We start from the raw sequence: 20,029 nt of genomic DNA on the forward strand, positions 1-20,029 counted from the left end.
CCGCCGTTCCTTAACATTGGATTGGCGTGCTTTTCATTCCAACTATCGACGCTGAGAGAGATCCAGCCCTTTGAGGGGATATGGCGGGTTCATAACAACCGCGTGGCGGGTTCCGCTACTCCCGAAGCTAACCTCTCTCAAACAGGCGATGGACATGCAACACGCGGCGGGACGGAACGGGCGACAGCGGTCATTCGGCCAAGCGACTACTGAAAAGCTGTTGTTCTCTGTCGCCCAGCTTGATTGGTGTCAGCGAGTATTCACAGTCAAAACCCTGATCGTCGCTGTAATACCCTGTGTATATCCATATCGAAGGGAAAGGGCAGTCATCGAGAAAGTCTTGCAGATTTTCAACTGCATTGAAGATGTCGTTCGGTTCGCTATGGGTCGTCAGATTGTCGAGAACCAGTATCGTTCTCTCTTTGCCACGATGCCGCTTTGCAGCTTTTTTCTGAATTGCCGTCCTGATCTCCAGTTCGAGATCGATGTTCGGATTGAGGGGAGGTCGAAGAAACAATTGTGGCACGCGATCTTCATCGCCCAATGAGAAATGCCTCTGTTTGTCAGACTTTGTTTTTATGCTCTCCGCGATCTCGGCAGGGATAGTGCCCGGAAAGTGCTTCTCTACCTTTAGCACCTCGTATCCCCGTAGTTCCTTTTGATGGAGCAAGATTACGCAATCGTTTTCAGCTCGCATGAGTTTCAGCAGCTTCTTCTCTGCTATTCGACAGATTTCGAGATAGAACGTGGTGCCGTCATGCATGACGTACTCAAAATCCCAAGGACAATCCCTGCCTACAACATAAAACTGTGGGGGCTCAATCTGGTCTCGATAGTGAATTTCCGCGTATTGCCGTGAGAAATGAAATGCGACGATGTCTTCCCTATGGCGATCATCGAGAACGTTCATTCTTACGACTTCACGAATGCCGCCATCCTCATCGATGTAGACATGCCTCGTGAAATTTTGTTTTCCTTCGAGGTTTAGCTTTGGCGCATACGTGCTTTCTCGCCCTTGCGACAATTGTGAACTAAACGCGCTTCCAGCCATCACAGCACCTTAGTGTGAGACCAACGCGCAATCCAGACTTCGGCCCGCGTATACGCTGCGCAGACGCGCTTCTTGTCGGCATCGAACTGTACAAACAGTGTTCGCATGTAATCCCGGTGCGTGGTTTTCATTTTCGTCACCGATTCTCCATAATTCGCCGGTGTCGTTCTTATTGTCTAACCACATCGGTCAGGCCTACCAAATGGAATCTCTCAAGGGTTGGACGTGGCGGCGAGCAAGTTGAAGCTCTCCAACGTTTGCAGCCAAACGCTCTATCCGGTTGTCGAGGTCCTTGAAACTTTGCGCAAAGAATTCGATCTCACTAGCGAGATAGTTCCATTCTGGCTCCGCATGAAACCAGCGGTCGGCACGAGCGTGCGAAGGGAGCAGTGCATAGACGGTGATGATTGGCTGGTCCGGGTCCTCATAGTCGGGTGACAGGGCTTCTGTAACGTAGCCGTGGGCCAGCTCATTTCGCCTTGCCACCCATTCGGTATAGGCCGCCATCTCGTTGCGAAGGTCCCTCTTGAACTTGGCTGCCGCGGATCGCTGTCTACCGAAGTCGCCGGACAAAAAACTCGCACCCGCGTTCCGTAAGAACGCCGCTCGTTCGTGCGTCTTGAGCAGTCCATCGAGTTCATCTATGGCCTGCTTGGCCTCACGTTCGGGCAGGTGTCGGTGCAAAGCGTGGGCGAGGCTGTTGACAGCACCGTTGACTCCTTCCCAAGCTGAAAGTGCACGCCCAAGTGCGGTGTAGATCGGGCCGTCTGTACGATCGCCTTGTCGGTTCGGCGCGAAGCTACCCAAAGGCCTGTCCCAAGGCATCGATTTTCTTCTCACTACGATTGCCTCCTCACCCTCTTCACCGAATCCTACGCTGATCGAAATCCTTATGAAAATTGCTGTCTAGCATTCGCGGAACTCGTCTTGGTGAAGAAGAAGGCAATGATGGCGCATGGCCTGTTTCTCGCATCCTGTGACCAAAACCTGCCAGTCTCCTTTCACCGAGATCGGACATTCAGCCCAAATAAGCCAAGCGTCTGCTTTGGGGAAGTCTTGCGGCCCACACGAACGTCCGTGATGAAGGCGCAAAGCTGATTGAATCCTGGGAGAGGCTCTCTGAGCAAAAGGGCACGGCCCCACAACGCGCAGGGCCGTTCCCCCCTCAGATTTCCGTCCGCTCGGCCAGTTCCAGTGCATCCTCTATGTCAACGCCGAGATACCTGACCGTGGTCTCGATCTTGGTATGGCCTAGCAGGATCTGGATCGCCCGAAGGTTGCCGGTGGCCTTATAGATCATGGCAGCCTTCGTTCGCCGAAGGGAATGCGTGCCGTAATCCTCCTGACGCAGCCCTATCCCGGTGACCCACTCATCGACCGATCGAGCGTATTGCCGAGTACTGAGATGATCGGTGTGGTCGACTCGACTTGGGAAGGCATAGTCATCGACTGTTCCTCCCCTTCGCTGAAGCCAGGCGAGCAAACTTGCTCTGACCTCGGTCGTAATCTCGAACTGCACGGGGCGTCCAGTCTTCTGCTGGACGACCATCGCGCGAGTTCGAATTTCGTGGCCCGTAACGAGGGTCCCGATTTTCAGTTTTGCCAAGTCACAGCCGCGGAGCTTGCTGTCGATGGCAAGATCGAAAAGCGCACGATCTCGCATCCTTCCTTCTCGCTCGAGAAAGAAGCGCACTGCCCAGATCTGGCGCTGCTTCAGGGGCTTCTTGACGCCTACTTCCTTGCCTGTGTTCCAAGCCGGTCGACCCAGTGCAGCAGGATCATATTGTGAGATACCCATTTTAGTTCTCCTGTGGCCACCATTGGCCAAAGGGAGAACGCACAGCTCTCTGTTCTATGACGGGGCCGTGAAGGCACGGTCCGATGTTGGAGCGTCGTGGGGGCCGGAAGCGGACTGTCTGCTCGCAAACGAAGGAAGCGAAATAACTGCCGCTCCTTGCGGCGCCGGTAAGGCTTCCGGTGGCGAAAGTGGAGAACTAGATCATCCCCCTTGAACGCTTCAATTTGCAACTTAAATACGGTAAGTTACTGCGGGGCACAATCAAACAATCAATTAGAGGGGCAAGCACATGTTCGCAGGCGTCACCGGACCGTCGTTCATCTTCTGGCCTGTTGGCACGGGCGATTCAACCACCATCGTCATCAGCGAGAATGAGGTTGTCCAAGTCGACCTCAATGACAAGCTGATGGCGGATGAGGAGGGCAATGAGCATATCCCGATCGTGGACGAGCTTGTAGCCAAGCTACCCCAGGTCAATGGCCGGCCCTACCTGTCCTGCTTTGTTCTGACCCATCCCGATCTTGACCATTGCCGAGGCTTTGCGGATCTGCTTGAGCGCATAGACATCGGCGAAATCTGGCACACGCCCCGCATCTTTAGGGAATACGAGGACACCTATGAGCTGTCTGCGGATGCTCAGGCGTTCAGAGCAGAAGCGCATCGCCGCGCAGAACGTAGCATTGAGGAAGGCGGCGACCCAGGGAGCGGCGATCGCGTGCGCATCATAGGCTATGCCAGCGAGCTTTTCGAAGTCGGGGAGCGGTACTTCGGTTTCCCCGAAGATCAGTTCTATACGCGGCCGGGCAACATCATCGACATGCTGGACGGCAATTATGTGGGAGACCGCTTCCAGGCTTTCATCCACGCCCCGTTCAAGGAGAGCCTTGCCAACGCACGCAACGAGACCAGTCTTGCGATGCAGGTGACGATCGGGCCGGAAAGCCCTTTGCGAGGACTTTTCCTTGGCGACCTGTCGTATCCCTCGCTCATGCAGGTCTTCGAAGAGACACATCGCCACGACAACGACGACAAGTTGCAGTGGAACGTGCTGCTTGCGCCCCACCATTGCTCGAAGAAGGTCATGTACGAGGACAATGTCTTGCAGCAGGACGTCATGGACGAATTCGCAGCCTGTCAGCTTTCTCCAGGATTCATCGTCTCCAGCTCGAACGAATTCAAAGCCCGAAACGAGTCCGGCGATAACCCGCCCCACCGCATCGCCCGCAATCGGTACGAAGAGATCGTCCACAACGACTTCGTGTGCACGGGCGAGGTCAGCACGCCCGAAAATGTTCGGCCTGTCATTTTCTCCTCAACGGAATCGGGCATCGAGACGGGCGGCGAGGGCTACGTGATGTCCGAAAGCGCCGAGGATACCCTCCTTGCGGCCATCGCCGCGGCGGAAGGGATCGACAGTCCACCGGCGACGAAGGTGGGATTCGGCGGCGAATGAAGTCCGAAGGCCAGCTCTGGGCCATCCGGCAGCTTAAAGAAATCTCAGCCGGCTCGCGCGAGGCGATCGAGATTATCGAGGCTACCGATCCGGCTGCAGAACATCATGCCCTGACGGTCGTGGTCTCGATCAACTGTCGACCGCTTGAAAAGAAGGAAGAGGGTATCCCGCTTCGGGCGCGCGAAAGGCTGCGCATCCAGATTCCCTGGAATTTTCCCTTGGGTCGGCCGGAGGTGTTCTTCACCCACAACCGTTATGGCGGTTTCCCTCACGTACAGTGGGGAAATTCCATTTGCCTGTTTCAAGCCCCCGACGTGGAATGGCAGGCGGCAAGGGGCATGTTCGGCTTCATGCAGCGGCTAAGCGAGTGGCTGAAGGCAGGTGCCGCCGGCAAACTGGACCCTGTCGGCATGCCACTTCACCCACCCGTGGCTTATCCCGTGGCGAACTTCCGTGTCGTGCCGCGGCAAAACGCGCCAGAGCCAGAGGACTCGTACTGGAGCGGCTATGTGGAGATTACTCGCGAGACCACCTATGTCGCAGAACTAGGCCGCTGGATCGAGCGCACGGAAGAGGTTCCCGAGGTCCGGTTGGCAACCGCCATCCTCCTGCCGACTACAATGCCGTTCGAATATCCGGAGACCATGCTGAATCTCCTGGTGGCGTTGATCGACCGTGGTGTTCCGCTCGAAATCATCCGTCTGACGATGACCATCGGCGTTTTGCGCACCGAAGCCGGTAAACCCGCCATATTTATCATTGGGGCTGCCATGCGCGGCATTGCCGGCGGGCGACGGCTGCAACACCTCGCCTGCTGGCACATCGATGCCGCGCAGGCCGATAAGCTCAGGGCCGCCGCCATCGCGGCGACAGCCGACAACCCGATTGATGAGCAGGCATTCTATGCTTGGGCGTTTGAGGCGAAGGTCGAATGGTGTCGGGTGCTTGAAGACAGGCCGGAAATCGTCGAACGCCGGGACGGAATGTCCGCCGCCGCCTGGTGGCGCGGCAAGCGCGTCACGCTGCTTGGTTGCGGGGCTATCGGCAGCGCTATCGCGATGATGCTCGCAAAGGCTGGCGTTGCCAGACTGCACCTGTTAGACAATGGCGTTGTCACGCCAGGCATCTTGGTTCGACAAGGTTTTCGCCGCGACCAGATCGGCTACGGGAAAACCGATGCGGTCAGGATTACTGTCGAGGGTGCTGACCCTGGGATCACCGTCGTTCCGAAACACGAGAACATCGTGTCGGTGCTGGCCGATGATGTGAAACGCGCCGAAATGCTTGATGCAGACGTCGTCATTGACGCGACTGCCTCTGCGACCGTCGCCGCCGCGATCGAGACCCACTTCCGCCATCACCCAAAGCCGCGACCGCCGTTTGTCTCGATGGTGCTAGGCCACAATGCCGATATGGGGTTGATGACATTGACCCCCGGAAATTCTGTGGGGGCGAGCTTAGATATCGATCGCCGCACCAAGCTGTCCTTGTCAGGGCACGCTGGCGGTGCAAAGTTTCTCAAAGAGTTCTGGCCGACCGATCCTAGCCGTCGTGAGCTTTTCCAGCCCGAACCCGGCTGTTCCTCCCCCACGTTCCGCGGCTCCTACGCGGACGTGCTCGCGTTATCGGCCATCATGGCGAACGTCGGGGCGGGCTGGTTGCGTGAGGGTTGCGACCTGCCCAGGGCCCACGCCATCGATCTTTCACACAACAGCAAAAAACGCCCCGAAGTGCAGCTCATTTGGCAGCCGTATCTTGTCCTGCAGGACGGCATTCATGGCTATGAGATACGGGTGACACGTGAGGCAATGGCTGTGATCCTTGCGTGGACCAGACGTTCGGAACGCACACAGAACGATCGCACCGAAACGGGCGGTGTTCTTTTCGGCCAGGTTGACGAGTTCCTCAAGGTCGTTTGGGTCGACGAGGTGTCTGGTCCTCCGCCGGACAGTCACGCATCTCCAGAAGCCTTCGTGTGCGGCATTGAAGGTGTCGCCGCGCTGCACCAGGAAAAGCTTACCCGATCCACCGGATCAGTTACGTTCGTGGGCATGTGGCATACCCACCCCACGGCGTTGCCTACCCCAAGTCGAACGGACCTCGGCGCTATGCAGCAGTTACTTGGCGACAAAAAGGCCTTTCAGGGGCGGTCGTTTCTCATGTTGATTGTGGGAGGCACTTCCAAACGCCCCATCATCTCCACCGGATTGTTCGAGCGTGGTGACTATGCCCCACCGTGACCACAAACCTCTGGTGGCGCTGGCGCTGTCCGGTGGAGGGGCACGCGCAATGGCCTTCCATCTCGGTTGTTTTCGCGCGCTGCACGACCGGGGTATTCTCGATCGGGTGCAGGTTATCTCCAGCGTATCCGGCGGAAGTGTCTTGGCCGCCTGTTGGGCCTACCGTGCCGAGGACTTTGAAGCATTTGATTCGCACGTGGTCTCCGTTCTTCGCCGCGGCATCCAGACGGACATTGTGCGTGAGGTCTTTTGCTCGGCCGAAGGACTCAAGATCGTCGCAACGTTGCTGGTCACGGGGACGCTGTCGATCGCTTTGAGACTACTTGCGCTGATTCTGTCCGTTCCCCGTGCCCTGTTGGGCCTGCCAACAGCGGCTTTGGAAGGTGCCTTACACGCTGGCGCGCGACGGTTGCCGGTTTGGGGCAGTTTGACGACCGCTTTCGAGGGTGCACTGGGACGGCTATTCGGAGATGCCGCCGTTGACCAGGTCAAACGGCCACATCTCACAGTGATCATCAATGCCTGCGACCTCAAGACGGGAACAGCCTTTCGGTTTGGATCGCGTAAATCGGGAGGCTGGCGGTACGGTGACATAACAGGCAGCAAGACCCCTGTCGCGAAAGCAGTCGCGGCGTCGGCGGCTTTCCCGATCCTGCTGCCCCCTCTCGTCGAATCGTTCATGTTCGAAAAGCAGGGCGTCCAGAGCAAGCAGACCGTGGCCCTGACAGATGGCGGTGTCTTTGACAACCTAGGCGTGGCCGTGCTTGAACCCGGCAGGGCGCATGACGCGGCTTTCAGCGAGCCCGTCACGCATCTCATCAGTCTGAACGCCGGCGGAGGCCAGTTCGATATCGACGGGGCACATCCCTATTGGTGGGCGGGACGCGTGGCGCGCTCATTCGAGGCGGTTCACCGCAAAGCTCAGGACGCCGTCTACCAGCGCCTTCACAAGTATGCGGAAGTCGGTGACCTGGATGCGTTCGGCATGATTTACCTCGGCCAGCAGGACGCTAAATTGCCCTGGACACCCGCCGATTTCGTCACGCGGGAGCAGGTCAAGAACTACCCGACCGATTTTTCGCCGATGTCGGAGGAAAATCTACACCTGCTTACGACGCGTGGCGAACAGTTGACCCACATCATCGTCGAACGTTACCTCGCCGACTTGGCAAACTGACATCTGTCGATGCGTATTTATATTTGCTAAAGTTGTGCTAAGATGGGGGACAATGCGCGCATTTGGCGAACACTTTGCATGATGTGTCCAAAATGTCAGATCGCGTCATTGTACTAGGCGTTGGTTTAATAGGCATGAAATTGGATATCAACAGGCTCTTCCTTATCGATGGAGTTGGTCATGGACCCCGCTGAAAAGCCAGAAAAACGCATCTACAACGTCCTTCTTTTCGTAAAGGTGAACCAGGCTTACTATGCACTCGACAAGCAACAGCGAGCTGAACTCAACAACCCGCACGTTAAGCATCTCTCGGAGCATCTCCAATACGTATCTATCCTCTCGCTGCAGGGCACCGGTCTGTCCCGCGACGTCCTGGTAGAGGTTCTTGAGTCCGAAAGCCTGATTGAAATCGAGAGGATGATCGAGACCTACAAGGCGGGCAGCAAGGCCCAGTACGGCATCGTGGAGAACGTCATGATCATGGAAAAGGTCATGGAAAGGAAGATGACCGGGCGCCAACTCGGAACGCGAGAGCGAGTGCAGCGGAAGGTCGGTGTCGCTGTTTAGCCATTTTTCGGGCCTTGTCAGATCTACCGCACATCAGTTGGCTCGCCGTGCCGCGTTGGAGTCGTTCGAATCCGGCAAGGTTCTGGTCGATCAGATGTACGTCCAGTTCCAGACACCACCAAAACCGTCCCACTCGCCGATCGTCTTCATGCACGGCGGCCCGCTGTCTGTTGTCCTCCTTCCGAAAGACTCATAAGGAGTGGGAAACGGAGATTGGACCCAGGAATCCTTGCGGCGCTTGGGCACGCAGAAGGACTGCTTTGAAGAGTTCGAGCCGGTGGCTCAAATGGCGTAAGTGGGGGGCGAAGCGGAAACTATTTCCGAAGCGGCGCCGACAGCCGACTTTCCGGTCTTGGGCGCAACCAACTTAGAACCTGCCATAGATCGCCACCTCGCCTAGTGACAGCGCATGTCACCAAGATCGACGCAACTAACGCTGTAACGCGACGACGACGATGCCGAGCAGAACCTAGAGCTCCCCGACTGGATGCACGGGCGGTTGCGCCCTCACGACCAAAGGCCTCAACGCCTTGGGCAAATTCAGGCCAATGTGGGGTAGGAGGCCGCACCAGCGCCTTTGCTACCTTCTGCGACCTTACTTGCTTTGACAGTCCGACGATGACCCAGCTCCCGCCAAGGGCAAGCGTTTCCAGTTGCCCTTGGCGACAACGGCCGCTATTCATCACAGCTCTAGGTAATGTGACTTTCGGGGGTGCACCGTGGCTGAATATGATGGCGTAAACGACGAACCAGAACCATTATCGGCAGGCTCAAGCGTTGTTGTGGTTGGCACGTCTGACAAGGCGATCGAAAGGCACTTCGAGACTGGACGCCTCCGGGTCGTTCAAGAGAAGAATGATATCTTCCTCTCGCACGTGATGTCATTCATCACCGGCTCGGGTAGCACCCTGTGGAGCAATTTGCGGCCCGAATACCAACGGCGGCTCCGTTGGGATGTGAAAAAGAAGTCTCGGCTCATTGAGAGCTTCATTATGAATGTGCCGGTTCCACCAGTGTTCCTTTACGAAAAGGAGCTTGGCCGCTTCGAGGTCATGGACGGTCAGCAGCGCCTGAATGCGATTGCCGAATTCCTGAGTGGTAGTTTTGCATTGGAGGGTCTGGAAATATGGCCCGCCTTGAACGACCGGAACTACGCGCAACTTCCCCCACTCGTCCGGAGAGGGCTGGACCGTGCCAAGATATCGGCCATTACCCTAATGTCGGACAATAGTTCGGCATCGGAAGACAGCGTTGACCTTCGCGCCCAGGTATTTGAACGCTTGAATACCGGTGGCGAGCGGCTGAACCAGCAGGAATTGCGGAATTCGCTCTATTCCGGCGAGTTCAACACTCTCCTTATAGACCTGTCGCGCCACCGTTGGTTTACGGACGCATGGGATATACCCAACCACGTGGCCAATACCCGCGAGGATGGAACACCCAGCGCAGCGCTCGCTGCAAATACTCTGTTTAAGCGAATGACAGATGTAGAAATTGTCCTGCGATTCTTTGCCTTCAAAGACCCCGAGAAACTGGCGGGGTCGGTTCGGTCGATGCTAGACGGCACGATGAAGCGTTTGCGGCGTCCAAATCCGGAAGCTCTGGCCGCGTTGGGCGAGGAATTCACGGACACCATGGGCTTGTGCCGCCAGATATTCGGGTCAAACACGTTCCGGCTCCCGCCAGTCGATAACAAGCCGGGCAAGATCTCGCGCCCTTTGTATGACGCAGAGATGGTTGCCGTATTCAAACTCAAGGCGCATCGGGCGGAGATGATTAGTAGTGGCCCAGCCATCCAAGCGCGGTTGCTGGAGATGACGACCCCGAATGCGCCTACTTATGACTTGATGGTGGGCCGCGGGAATACAGCAATTTCTATCCGTGACCGTATTGCTGCCGTGGAAACCGCCATCCGAGAAATCATCAATGTCCAAACTGGATGACGCCAAGAAGCTTGCTGATTTCTACCTTGATGAAGTTGATGCTACCATCGAAATCCGGCAGACCTACAATAGCATTGTGGTAGGCATGAACGGGCCTCTGGCGGGCCTGTACAAGGACAACAAGTATTACAAGGGCGTCATACAGGATGCCTTGAAGTACAAGGCTGTTGACCCCAGCGCGTTGTACCGGCCGCTTGTGGTTCAGCTTCACGGTATCTTCGAAAACTACATCCGCTCAGTTGTGAAAGCCGTTGTGGAGGAGAAGTTTGAAACCGTTGCCGTTTATGCCGACCTTGAGGAGATGTTCCGGAAAGACCACGTCACCCATGCGGCCCGCGTCCTGATACACTGGAAAGAGGGCAGCATTCACGGCCTTACCTATCCATTTGAGCTGCTACTTAAGAACCTTGGCGTGGGATTGAGCGGCGGCAAAGGGTACAAGTTAAACCCTGAGATTTTCACCAAGTTCATGGGCAATCCCACGTCCGGCCGGCTAGAAAAACTGTTCGCCTCCCTCTCGCTACCGGAGCCGTTCTCGGACAAGCTTGGCCAGAATGGCGCGTTGAAGGAATACTTTGCCGAAAGGGCCAAGGGTAGAGTGTCGGAGCGGGCGCGGGAGACGCTGGACGAGAAAATCGACCTCCGGAACGATATCGTGCATGGCGATCTGACGCGCGCGGTGAATTTGACCGAACTTCAGGACACCTTAAGCTTTTTCCGCGCCCTCATCGCAGCACTCGACCAGCTCGTGGGGAATTGATGTCATGCAACGTGTATTTGACCTCACGAGCGCTGCCGCTGTTCTCGCCGCCAATCCCAAGGCCGAGCCCTTCATCAAGGCGGTCCGCAAATTCCAGTCTGCCATCTCAGTGAGCGCCGACCTTGTGGAAGTAAAGAAGTCGGTTGAGGAACTGCAGAAAATGCGAGAGGACGTGGACGACCACGGCCACATCGCTCGCGCCCTCCTCATCCATGCCGTCGTAGTCTACTGCCGAGCCAGCCACACTAAGGCCATCGAGCGCTATGATGTAGGCGTAGTCGGTGCTTACTCTCCGCAGCAGCGCGAGGCTCACAAGGTCATAGTGAACCTACGGGATAAGGTGCTGGCACATTTCGGGCCGGGAGGCGGCTGGCATGACGAGCGGGTGCTGTATCTGGAGCAGGACCACGGCGATGCCATCACCGCAGTCCACCACCGGATCAACAGCGACAGCATGGTATTCGACATCCTCGAAAATCTGCTTGAGACGGCCATTCCCTACGTCAAGGACAAGGAAGTTGACCGCGCCAAGGAGATTGACGCCGAGCTAACAAAAGCTCCGGAGCTGTTCAAGCTCATCGACCGCATCCCGTTCGACGTGGAGGAGTTTTACAAGGACGTGACGGGCGGCATCCAGAACTTCTGGGGGCCAGAAGGGATTCGTGGCGGAGCGCACCGTCAAGAGCGCCACTAAAATAGAAGACCCAAACCGAGAGAAGCCAAAGCGCCGTAGGTGATGGCGGTCGAGGGCCATAACATAACCGGGCGTTATTCGCGCGTATCAATTTATTGGTTGGACTTTCCAATAGGGCCAATGGAAGTATGACGGCTGCTCCGCGATTCAGGAAAACACCTTCCTCTGCACGGATTATACTGCAGCTATCTTATCACAGCCGAGGCACGCAGGGCCCGCAGGAATATCAGTTACCCTAGTTCACCCCTCCGACATTCAGTTCGCGTAAGCAGAAAGGCGGCTTTGAGGAAATCTCGAAGCCCGCCTGACTGACTGAAAGGGGGCGCAAAGCGGAAATTAGTTCCGCTACGGGGCCGATAGCAACATGTCTCTTTTTAGGCAGGACAGCAGATAACTGCCTGTTCGCGAACGCCCACATCGGCCCTTCGATGCCATTAGTTGCTTACCGTTGCCGGACACGTTATGGCCGCTTGACAGTCCATCGCAAAGACGCCTCCCTGGCCGAAGGACGACCCTGCGTCGGCGAGGTACGATGGCGCCTCCACATCCGTTCTACTGAAGTGTTGCATTCCTCGCCCCAATGTCGTCATCTCTGCTCACAGACGCAACATCACCAAGAACGCTAAAAACGCAAGCATACCGGAGACAGCGGTCCCGGTAGTGGAACGGCAACTTTTCGGAAGCACCGGCACTGGCCGCAACGGGTAATTGGAAGCCGCATAGCCGCCAGAGGATTGGCGGTCTCTGTACGCCAACGTTAGCCGACCGTGTATTCCCCCGTACCGACAGCGTCAGCGGAAATTATCTCCGCTTGCCCAGACACTATCTTAACAAGCTGACGGTCCTCTAAGTTTGGATGTGCTGCTGGCCCGATTGAACGCTCTTTTGGTTACGCGATTTATTGCTGATCCGCTAACGATGTATTTCTTGAAGGTAACCGGGCCGTAAGGCTACCTTTCCAAAACCGGTTGCTTTCAAAATCGTTCGTAGGTCGTCCTCACTGAATTGTGGTTTGACGGCGCCGGCGTTGGCGTAGGTCTTGAAAGAATGTCCCCGCGGGACCGGGAAGCCGAGCCACTTCATAGTGATGCGCTCGTCCACGAAGCAGTGCTTTCGGAGATCTATTCCAGAGCGCCGAATAGCATCCCGCTCAAGGTGGCCATGACTTCGGTTTGCGGAGCTCTCTACAGCCAGGAGAAGAACATAACTGAAGCCGAGCTTTTGCGCGATTGCGCGACCAAGGGAATGATCGTAGTCTACATATGAAGCGGCACCAGACCCCGCCGATGCGAACAGCCTTCTCGCCACGTAGCGGTATCCCGAATATGAAGGACTTACGTATAGAAGTCTGACACCACCTCGCTGAACGACAAAAGCCTTCGTCGCGTCGATTCGGCCGATTTTGAAAAGGCGTCCCCTAAGCTGGATTGCTAATGATCGTCTCTTCACCGCACCAATTGGTATTTCACCGGGATGGAGCCCATCCAGCGTCGCCGCAAGCGCTTCCCTGTCCATCATCTCAAGTTCGAGATCAAAGGCATTGGCTTGGAAATCGGTAGAATCTGATATTTTCACGGGCATATTCTCCAATCGAGGCTCAACTATCCATCGCATCCCTGTCCATCAACCTCTGAACCGACCGGCAATCTTCGCCGCAACAGCATCGATAAACCGAGCGATCAGCCCACGCGGCGGCGGCACCATAACTTCGACATCACGCCGGTCACGTGCCTTCACTGCCGCAATCTTCTTTGCGGACATGGCTGCAGCCCACCGCACTTGATTGCCGGTAATCCAGTAGTGCGAACGGCAAGGAAAACTCCAGTTCCCCACGGAAGGGCTCAAGGACGCTGAATGACCGCTCTCGACAAGCCGCCACTTGGCAGGGTTCAGAGGCGTCACCACCTCCAACCCACAGCCACAGCAGCACAGATGCGAGGCTGTCGAATATCGCTTCGAAACATACAAGACACCCGACGAAAGATCCTCCGGGATGAATTCAACGAATTCAGGTCTTATCTGGTCGATCCGGGTCATTTGCTACCTTCATAAACGATGCCTCCAGCGGCGATGCCGAAGCCGGTGTAATATTGCTCGCGCGTGTCCTGATAAAAGTCGAACAGCTTTTTCCACTGAACCACGGCAATCGCCGCGTTTAGCGCGTTCAGTTCGGCGATCTGGATGTTGCTGGCATACTCGTTCGCCCCGCCATCCCCATCCGCATAGGAGATATGCGGCGCTGCCTGCGTGCGTGTCTCGGCTGTGCTCGTCGTCGTACGAACAATGCCGCAGAGCTTACCCTCGACCAACATGACGCCCATGCCGACCTCGACGAACGACAAGCCGTTGGCGACCAGACGCTCGACGAGCTTTTCTTTCACAGGCCCGCGATCGACACAGACGAAGACGAAATCGAGCCCGTCTAAAAGATGGAGATTAGTCTCGTCCAGGTAGACATCGTGGGCAATGATGCCGTGCCGCATTTTCTCGTAGATCGCTTTGAAGTGGTGGACCTTCTTCGGCTTGGTCGCGAGTTCTTCATGTCCGGGCGCGCCCGGTGAACGAAATGCATTATGCTGCGAGTAGACGTCGCCATCGAAGGTATGAATCTCGGCGACAGGCGTCTTGACAACAAGGTCCAGCACATAGCTGCCGGTTCCGCCAAGGCCGATGATCCCGATCTTCAGGCCGGCAACCTTCTCGTTGACCGCCCCGATACCGGCGCGGCTCGTCGCCGTGTCGACATACTTGAAGACCTCACCGTCACCATCGGCGACAATCGCGGGAAAGGTCAGTGCGGTCGCCTCCGGGTCGATTTTCGTCGCCTCACCGGTGATACGCCCGAGATAGGTCGTGATCTTGTGGTGATAGTCGCGATATTGCGCTTTGGCCGAAAAGGTGAAGTCCGCCTGCACCCCGTTCCCGAAGCTTTGGGCGGCGGACGGGTTCTCGATGGACGTGATCTTCCGGCCGTCACTGTGGCAGGGGTGCTCACCGGTCCAGAACGCCCGGTGATCGCTTGGCGCGGTGGTCACGTCATCGGACATTTCAAGCGTAGAAATCAGGCTGCCGTCATAGCGGACGGCAGCCTGGGACGTGACATAGGGCACGTTAGAAACGAGAAGGTATCCACTCCGGATTTCGAGGTCATACCCTTCGTTCTGGAGGCGGAGCAGGTCCGCGCTACGAGCGATTGGTCGGCGTGACATCGAATTCCATCCCTTCCTTCGGCTTGACTGACTGACCCTCGACGAGGGACCCGGCGGGCTTGTTGCCGTGTCCGCGGGTGTACTGGATCGTGAACTGCACGCCGTCGCCGGTGGGCGGGTTTTCGAAGGCGAGCGCGACGACCTCCGCGAAGGTCAGGTCGTCATTTTTGGGAACCGACTTGCGACGGCCGTTGACGATAATCGTAACGGTCTTCGGTTCGGGGGCGGGACGTTCTTCAGGCTGGGCCATGGTTATTCCTTTCTAGAAATTTGCCGGTCGACAGGTCAATTGCGAAATCGCAACTGGTTTGATATTATCAAGAAAGGAATACAATTGCAAGATCGCAATTAATTGCTATATCGCAACGGAGAAAGCATGACCGACAGGTTCGACAACGAGGCGTTCTTTGCGGCCCTCAATGCCGCACGTCTAAGCCGACAAAAAACGTGGAAAGAGGTCGCAGCGGAAGCCGGTATCAATGCCTCTACCCTTACCCGCATGGGCCAGGGTGCTAAGCCGGACGTTAATGGGCTGGCAGCGTTGCTCGCCTGGTCTCGCCTAAAGGCAGAGATGTTCATAAAGGGCGCGGAAGCAATCGAATCAGAGCCGATCGCACGAATCACGGCCCTTCTGCGCGCCGATCCGAAACTGACATCTGACAAAGCCAAGCTGATGGAAGATATCGTCGTCAGCACTTACAACAGATTGAAGGATAGCTGAGTTGGGATTCAGGCGGGGGTTCAAGGCGGAAGCAAACCGCATCGCGCTTCGGGTCCGTCAACAGATGGACTTGTCACCACACGCGCCGATCGACCCGATCGCCGTGTGCGCCCATTTCGAGATCGAGTTGCTCCAATTGAGTGACGTGGAACCCGAGAGTCCGTTTCTCGGGGATCATCAGGATGCCTTCTCGGCCGTTACCGTGCCACGTGGCCTTGCCACCGCGATCGTGCACAACGATCGCCATCATCCGTACCGGCAACGCAGCAACATTTGCCACGAGCTCGCCCACTGCTTCCTCGGCCACGAGTGCGCACCGCCTCTCCTTGAGAACGGTGACCGCTCGCGCGACGGGGGAATGGAGGCGGAAGCAAACTTTCTTGCTGGCGTCCTGCTGATCACGAACGAAGCCGCCAACAGGATCATGCTCGATGGATTGTATCATCAGGCTCAGGGCATCTATGGGGTCAGCAAACCCATGCTGGATTTCCGGTTGCGCGTGAGCGGCGCGCAAACGATCCACCAGCGCCGCATGGGGTCAGCGGGGCGTTCATCGTTGGTAAGCTCCTGATCGTCACCCGAACGATCCGGGCCAGGACTGCGTCTCAAGCGACGGATGATCCGGCTATTCAAACGTGACCGCCCGCCGCTCGGCCAAAGCCTTCACCCGCTCACCCCCAATTTTCCCCGTCGCCTGGCCTCGGCTCGGATAACCCGCGCAGGCCTGCCTCACTTTTTGCGGTTGGCGTCCATGATGCGAAGACCGTAGTCACGCTCCAGCATTTCGACAACTTTCACCAGCGCCCGAAAGATGCCCAGCTCGTTGCTGCCGAACTGGTAGCGTCCCGTCATCAGTACCTCCGGATCGATGTCCGCAGGGACGTATCGGCGCTTTAAGCTCTCGTCGCCCTTGTCGAATTTCACGGGATATCGGAACGACCGCCCTTCACCTTCCCAGATGCCCCCTGGACCGTAATTCTGGATATTGGCGTCGTAGCATTCGTCTCCGATGATGCCTTCCATATCGATCAGCAGATTCTTCACCGGCTCGATCCTCGCCCGAAGATCCCTGACGTAAATAAATCGCCGGGCGCCTGCAACGACATGATCGCGCTGCCCCGTGAAGTCATCGGGGAATGACTGCTCGGCTTCCTTTTTCAGTCGGGAGATTTCTTTGGCGGGCACACCGTCGAACCTGGCGGCATGCAGTTCTTGAAAAGCTTCAATTTCAAGTTTGGCCTTGGACAGCCGCTCATCCCAGCCCTCGGCAATCTCAGAGACAGCGGCAATGACGCTTTCACGAAAGCTGGCAGCAGTCCCGAAGTCGAGCGCATCAAGCTCAAGATAGGCGGCTGTTTCGGTTTCGATGGTGTGGGCAACCATATCAGCATCATCGTCCCAGCCATCGATTGCCGACTGCCTGATGGCGGCGGCAATATCACTGGGTATTTTCTTGCTCTTCCTCGGCAACCTCCTCGGCAGACTGACATTTCTGCATGCCTGCCGCAGAACGAGCCACCGACTTCTTCACGTATATTTACCGTATCGGCATTTGATAACATTGCGGCCCTGACAGTCCCAACTCCTCTTGAATTCATCATCACGCCCACGAAGGGCCCGACGCTCCCTGCTCTTTTCGGTGACCGCTACGATAACTGAATGACATGACTTGAACGACAGAAATGAGGGCGCAAAGCGGAAAGCATTTCCACGCCGGGGCCGGAAGCCGACCATCTGCTTTTGTCATCCAATGCATGAAAGCCGTATTCTAACGGCGGCCACTGGATTGGCTTGGCAGGTCCCTTTTCGGGCAATCCAGCGTATTGCTGGCCTAGGCAATCCGACTCCCGGAGTGCGCAACGAGCAAGCGAGCTGCTATTCTATTTGCACTGGTGGCGGTATGCTAAAGGCTTACTTGGCAGGAGAAAAATATGACCATTGACAAAGACATCGTGGCGGTCGTGAAGGCCGGAGTGGCGGCCAGTGTCTAGACTCTACAGTCACAAAGCGCAGCACTATATTCCAAGCAGCTACCTGGCCGCTTGGTGCGATCCGGACACGCCCGCTCTGATGCAGCCCTATGTGTGGACGTTCGATCGTTCGGGAGGCTCTGGCCGAAAGCGCGCCCCGAGAAACCTCTTCACGGAGACGGATATCTACACGATCTTGATGCCAGACGGATCCCGAGATCTGCGTATCGAGTATGAACTGTCGAAACTGGAAAAGGGCCTGAAATGTCTGGTTGTTGACTACGTTGCGCGACACCGTCAGCTGCCGCAACAACGGCAAGCGAGCTTGATTGCGTTCATCGCGGCGATGCACGGGCGTACCCCCCAAGCTCGAGAGATCCAAAGAACGCTATGGCAAGAAATGTTGGATCTTGACGAGCAACAAGAGCGCGACTTCGCGAAAGGGAACGCTTCAGACAGAGAGCTGGCGGACGAAGTCTCTTCCTTACCTCAAGGTTCCCAAATGGGGCTGGACATCCTTCGGAGAGCGATAAATTCCCCCATGCAATTCCTGCTGCCGGGCGCGATTAACGACGGGCTCCCCATGCTAAGCCAGATGACAATGACCATAATGTGCACGGATGAACCCAGCTTCATAACCTCGGACAGTCCGGTGACGTGGTTCGATCCGACAGTAGCTAGGGATAAGTTCTTGACTCACAAAAGTTTGCTGTCGGACAAGGCCATCGAAGTGGCGATGCCACTTTCGCCGCGACACATGATCTTAATGCATCATCCAATGACGCCTTTTGTGAAGCCGGTGAGGTACGTAGGGGCGAGCGCGTCGACAGTGGCTGCCCTTAACAGACGTACCGCACACTATGCGGACAAGGCGATCGTGTCCTGGCGAGACGGATTCGATCCGAAATGGCGAATCGCACCGCGGGCTCCGTAAGAGGATCCCGTGAGATTAAGTAGCTGTGCCGCCCCTATCCCAAGTATTGATGCGCCTTCACGCAGAGTGACCGTCTGACTCTTTCAGTATGCGAAAAGCAGTCGGGTCGCTCGCCACCCCCAAACTTCGGTTCTACCAACGCCAATCGGCAACTTTCGGGAGATAGCGAGGGAGTGCCTGAATGACCGATTTGGGGGGCGGATAGATGTTGCCACAATGACCCTCCCGCATCGTCCGCTTTTTGGATCGCGCTGGGGGCGCACTACTTCCGGCACGGAGGGCGCAGAGCTGCCGTCAACAAATCTGACGTGTGAGCATAGTCTTCCGACCGGCGGCGGAAATAATTTCCGGGCACGCGCAATGGTCCCAGGTTCACCGTGGGACCAATCACGCAATTTGATTGTAAAATGCTTCCGGCGGTCGATTCAGCGCACAGTCGTTAACGGCCAGTCGATGAAATCAAGCTTCGAGCCCGCTAGCGTCGCGCGCGAGCCGGAGACCACGTCGAAAGGAAAGCCGAGTGGAATGGCGCTTGCTTCGTCCAACCGGGAAACCTGTTCGTCCGTAAGTTTCACCTCGACGGAAGCCAAGTTGTCGGCGAGCTGTGCCGGTGTACGTGGGCCAATGATCGGCAGAGTGCCCTTGTGGAGAACCCAGGCGATGGCGATCTGGCCAGCCGGAATGCCGGTCTCATCGGAGATTGCCAGCAGCGTGTCGACGGTGCGGACCTTCCTCTCGTCGCTCTCGTCATGGATGACGGCGCCGAGCCCTTGGGCGCGGCCGGTCTCGCCCCTACGGTATTTGCCGGTGAGCAACCCGCCGCCGAGGGGTGACCAGACGACCGTGCCGAGATGGAAGGCGGCGGCCATCGGCAGCAGTTCGCGTTCGACGGTACGCTGGACAAGGCTGTATTCGAGCTGGAGTGCCGACAGGGGCGTCCAGCCACGCAGGTCGGCGAGTGTCGCGGCACTTGCGGCACGCCATGCGGGGAAGTCCGATAGGCCGGCGTAAAGGATCTTGCCGGTGCGGGCGAGGTCGTCAAAGCCCCGCATGATCTCGTCGATCGGAGTGACGGCATCCGGCATATGCGCCCAGAGAAGATCGATGCGGTCGGTATCGAGACGCTTCAGGCTGGCTTCGACCGATTGGACCATCGCCTTGCGGCTGTTGCCGGTGCGCTGCAAGCCTGCGCCGTGCCTGTCGCCGAGAGAGAATTTGGTGGCCACGACAATATCGTCGCGGTCGCTGGCAATGAATTCGCCCACCATCGTTTCCGACTGGCCAAACTGGTATTGATCGGCGGTATCGATAAAGTTGCCGCCAGCATCGCGATAGGCGTCGAAGATTACCTTCGCTTCGTCGCGGCTGGAGCCATACCCCCAGGCCGTTCCGAAATTGCCTGTCCCGAGCGCAAGCGTCGAGACGCGAAGGCCTGTGCGGCCGAAAACCCTGTAGCGCATTGCCATCTCCCTGAGCGGCTTCCCTACTTCGACGATGATCGTCGGGTGCGGA

The 20,029-nt window shown here is 57.0% G+C and carries 19 protein-coding genes; 10 read left to right on the plus strand and 9 right to left on the minus strand.

The annotated features are described in order from the left end of the window. Positions 1–190: 190 nt before the first annotated feature. From LZK81_RS19165 to LZK81_RS19175, 3 genes are all read right to left on the minus strand, one after another. Positions 191–1,051 (minus strand): hypothetical protein, encoded by an 861-nt coding sequence (locus LZK81_RS19165; RefSeq protein ID WP_233954279.1) that lies wholly within the window; start codon positions 1,049–1,051, stop codon positions 191–193. 195 nt (positions 1,052–1,246) lie between these two features. Continuing rightward, positions 1,247–1,891 carry a hypothetical protein gene (locus LZK81_RS19170; RefSeq protein ID WP_233954280.1) on the minus strand — a complete coding sequence of 215 codons (645 nt, stop codon included), beginning with the start codon at positions 1,889–1,891 and terminating at the stop codon, positions 1,247–1,249. A gap of 325 nt (positions 1,892–2,216) precedes the next feature. Next, positions 2,217–2,849 carry a tyrosine-type recombinase/integrase gene (locus tag LZK81_RS19175; protein ID WP_233954281.1) on the minus strand — a complete coding sequence of 211 codons (633 nt, stop codon included), beginning with the start codon at positions 2,847–2,849 and terminating at the stop codon, positions 2,217–2,219. A 289-nt stretch (positions 2,850–3,138) separates the two neighbouring features. Between LZK81_RS19175 and LZK81_RS19180 the strand changes: the two genes are divergently transcribed. From LZK81_RS19180 to LZK81_RS19210, 7 genes are all read left to right on the plus strand, one after another. Next, on the plus strand, positions 3,139–4,302 hold the full coding sequence (locus tag LZK81_RS19180) for a hypothetical protein (RefSeq protein ID WP_233954282.1): 1,164 nt from the start codon (positions 3,139–3,141) through the stop codon (positions 4,300–4,302). Next, positions 4,299–6,542 (plus strand): ThiF family adenylyltransferase, encoded by a 2,244-nt coding sequence (locus LZK81_RS19185; RefSeq protein ID WP_233954283.1) that lies wholly within the window; start codon positions 4,299–4,301, stop codon positions 6,540–6,542. Before LZK81_RS19180 ends, LZK81_RS19185 begins: the two co-directional genes overlap by 4 nt. A gap of 49 nt (positions 6,543–6,591) precedes the next feature. Then, complete coding sequence (locus LZK81_RS19190) at positions 6,592–7,719, plus strand: patatin-like phospholipase family protein (RefSeq protein WP_233954284.1); 1,128 nt, start codon at positions 6,592–6,594, stop codon at positions 7,717–7,719. 180 nt (positions 7,720–7,899) lie between these two features. After that, positions 7,900–8,286 (plus strand): hypothetical protein, encoded by a 387-nt coding sequence (locus LZK81_RS19195; protein WP_233954285.1) that lies wholly within the window; start codon positions 7,900–7,902, stop codon positions 8,284–8,286. A gap of 719 nt (positions 8,287–9,005) precedes the next feature. Next, entirely contained in the window at positions 9,006–10,229 is a 1,224-nt protein-coding gene (locus tag LZK81_RS19200; RefSeq protein ID WP_233954286.1) for a DUF262 domain-containing protein, read from the plus strand. Further along, positions 10,213–10,989: a HEPN domain-containing protein gene (locus LZK81_RS19205; protein WP_233954287.1), complete on the plus strand. Its 777-nt coding sequence runs from the start codon at positions 10,213–10,215 to the stop codon at positions 10,987–10,989. The genes LZK81_RS19200 and LZK81_RS19205 overlap by 17 nt, the downstream gene beginning before the upstream one ends. A gap of 4 nt (positions 10,990–10,993) precedes the next feature. Further along, the gene (locus LZK81_RS19210; protein ID WP_233954288.1) at positions 10,994–11,683 is read left to right on the plus strand and encodes a hypothetical protein; all 690 of its coding nucleotides are present in this window, start codon (positions 10,994–10,996) and stop codon (positions 11,681–11,683) included. A gap of 912 nt (positions 11,684–12,595) precedes the next feature. Here the strand turns inward: LZK81_RS19210 and LZK81_RS19215 are convergent. Genes LZK81_RS19215 through LZK81_RS19230 form a run of 4 tightly spaced genes read right to left on the minus strand, consistent with a single transcriptional unit; the run spans position 12,596 to position 15,142 of the window. After that, entirely contained in the window at positions 12,596–13,258 is a 663-nt protein-coding gene (locus LZK81_RS19215; protein WP_233954289.1) for a hypothetical protein, read from the minus strand. A gap of 48 nt (positions 13,259–13,306) precedes the next feature. Then, entirely contained in the window at positions 13,307–13,720 is a 414-nt protein-coding gene (locus LZK81_RS19220) for a DUF6527 family protein (protein ID WP_233954290.1), read from the minus strand. Then, positions 13,717–14,892 carry a ThiF family adenylyltransferase gene (locus tag LZK81_RS19225; protein WP_233954291.1) on the minus strand — a complete coding sequence of 392 codons (1,176 nt, stop codon included), beginning with the start codon at positions 14,890–14,892 and terminating at the stop codon, positions 13,717–13,719. The genes LZK81_RS19220 and LZK81_RS19225 overlap by 4 nt, the downstream gene beginning before the upstream one ends. Continuing rightward, a complete protein-coding gene (locus tag LZK81_RS19230; RefSeq protein ID WP_233954292.1) occupies positions 14,867–15,142 on the minus strand; it encodes a multiubiquitin domain-containing protein in 276 nt (91 codons plus the stop codon). The genes LZK81_RS19225 and LZK81_RS19230 overlap by 26 nt, the downstream gene beginning before the upstream one ends. Before the next feature lie 126 nt (positions 15,143–15,268). Between LZK81_RS19230 and LZK81_RS19235 the strand changes: the two genes are divergently transcribed. After that, the gene (locus LZK81_RS19235; RefSeq protein WP_233954293.1) at positions 15,269–15,613 is read left to right on the plus strand and encodes a hypothetical protein; all 345 of its coding nucleotides are present in this window, start codon (positions 15,269–15,271) and stop codon (positions 15,611–15,613) included. A 1-nt stretch (position 15,614) separates the two neighbouring features. Next, positions 15,615–16,184, plus strand: a complete 570-nt coding sequence (locus tag LZK81_RS19240; protein WP_233954294.1) for an ImmA/IrrE family metallo-endopeptidase — start codon at positions 15,615–15,617, stop codon at positions 16,182–16,184. Between the two features lie 158 nt (positions 16,185–16,342). Here the strand turns inward: LZK81_RS19240 and LZK81_RS19245 are convergent, their stop codons facing one another. Beyond that, complete coding sequence (locus tag LZK81_RS19245; protein ID WP_233954295.1) at positions 16,343–17,083, minus strand: hypothetical protein; 741 nt, start codon at positions 17,081–17,083, stop codon at positions 16,343–16,345. Between the two features lie 513 nt (positions 17,084–17,596). Between LZK81_RS19245 and LZK81_RS19250 the strand changes: the two genes are divergently transcribed. Continuing rightward, positions 17,597–18,517, plus strand: a complete 921-nt coding sequence (locus LZK81_RS19250; RefSeq protein WP_233954296.1) for a DUF4238 domain-containing protein — start codon at positions 17,597–17,599, stop codon at positions 18,515–18,517. A 425-nt stretch (positions 18,518–18,942) separates the two neighbouring features. Here LZK81_RS19250 and LZK81_RS19255 read toward each other — a convergent pair whose 3' ends face one another. Beyond that, on the minus strand, positions 18,943–19,977 hold the full coding sequence (locus LZK81_RS19255; protein WP_233954297.1) for an aldo/keto reductase: 1,035 nt from the start codon (positions 19,975–19,977) through the stop codon (positions 18,943–18,945). Between the last annotated feature and the right edge of the window lie 52 nt (positions 19,978–20,029).

Origin of the sequence: Neorhizobium galegae (genome assembly GCF_021391675.1) — a bacterium.
In the GTDB taxonomy this organism is placed as follows: Bacteria; Pseudomonadota; Alphaproteobacteria; order Rhizobiales; family Rhizobiaceae; genus Neorhizobium; species Neorhizobium galegae_B.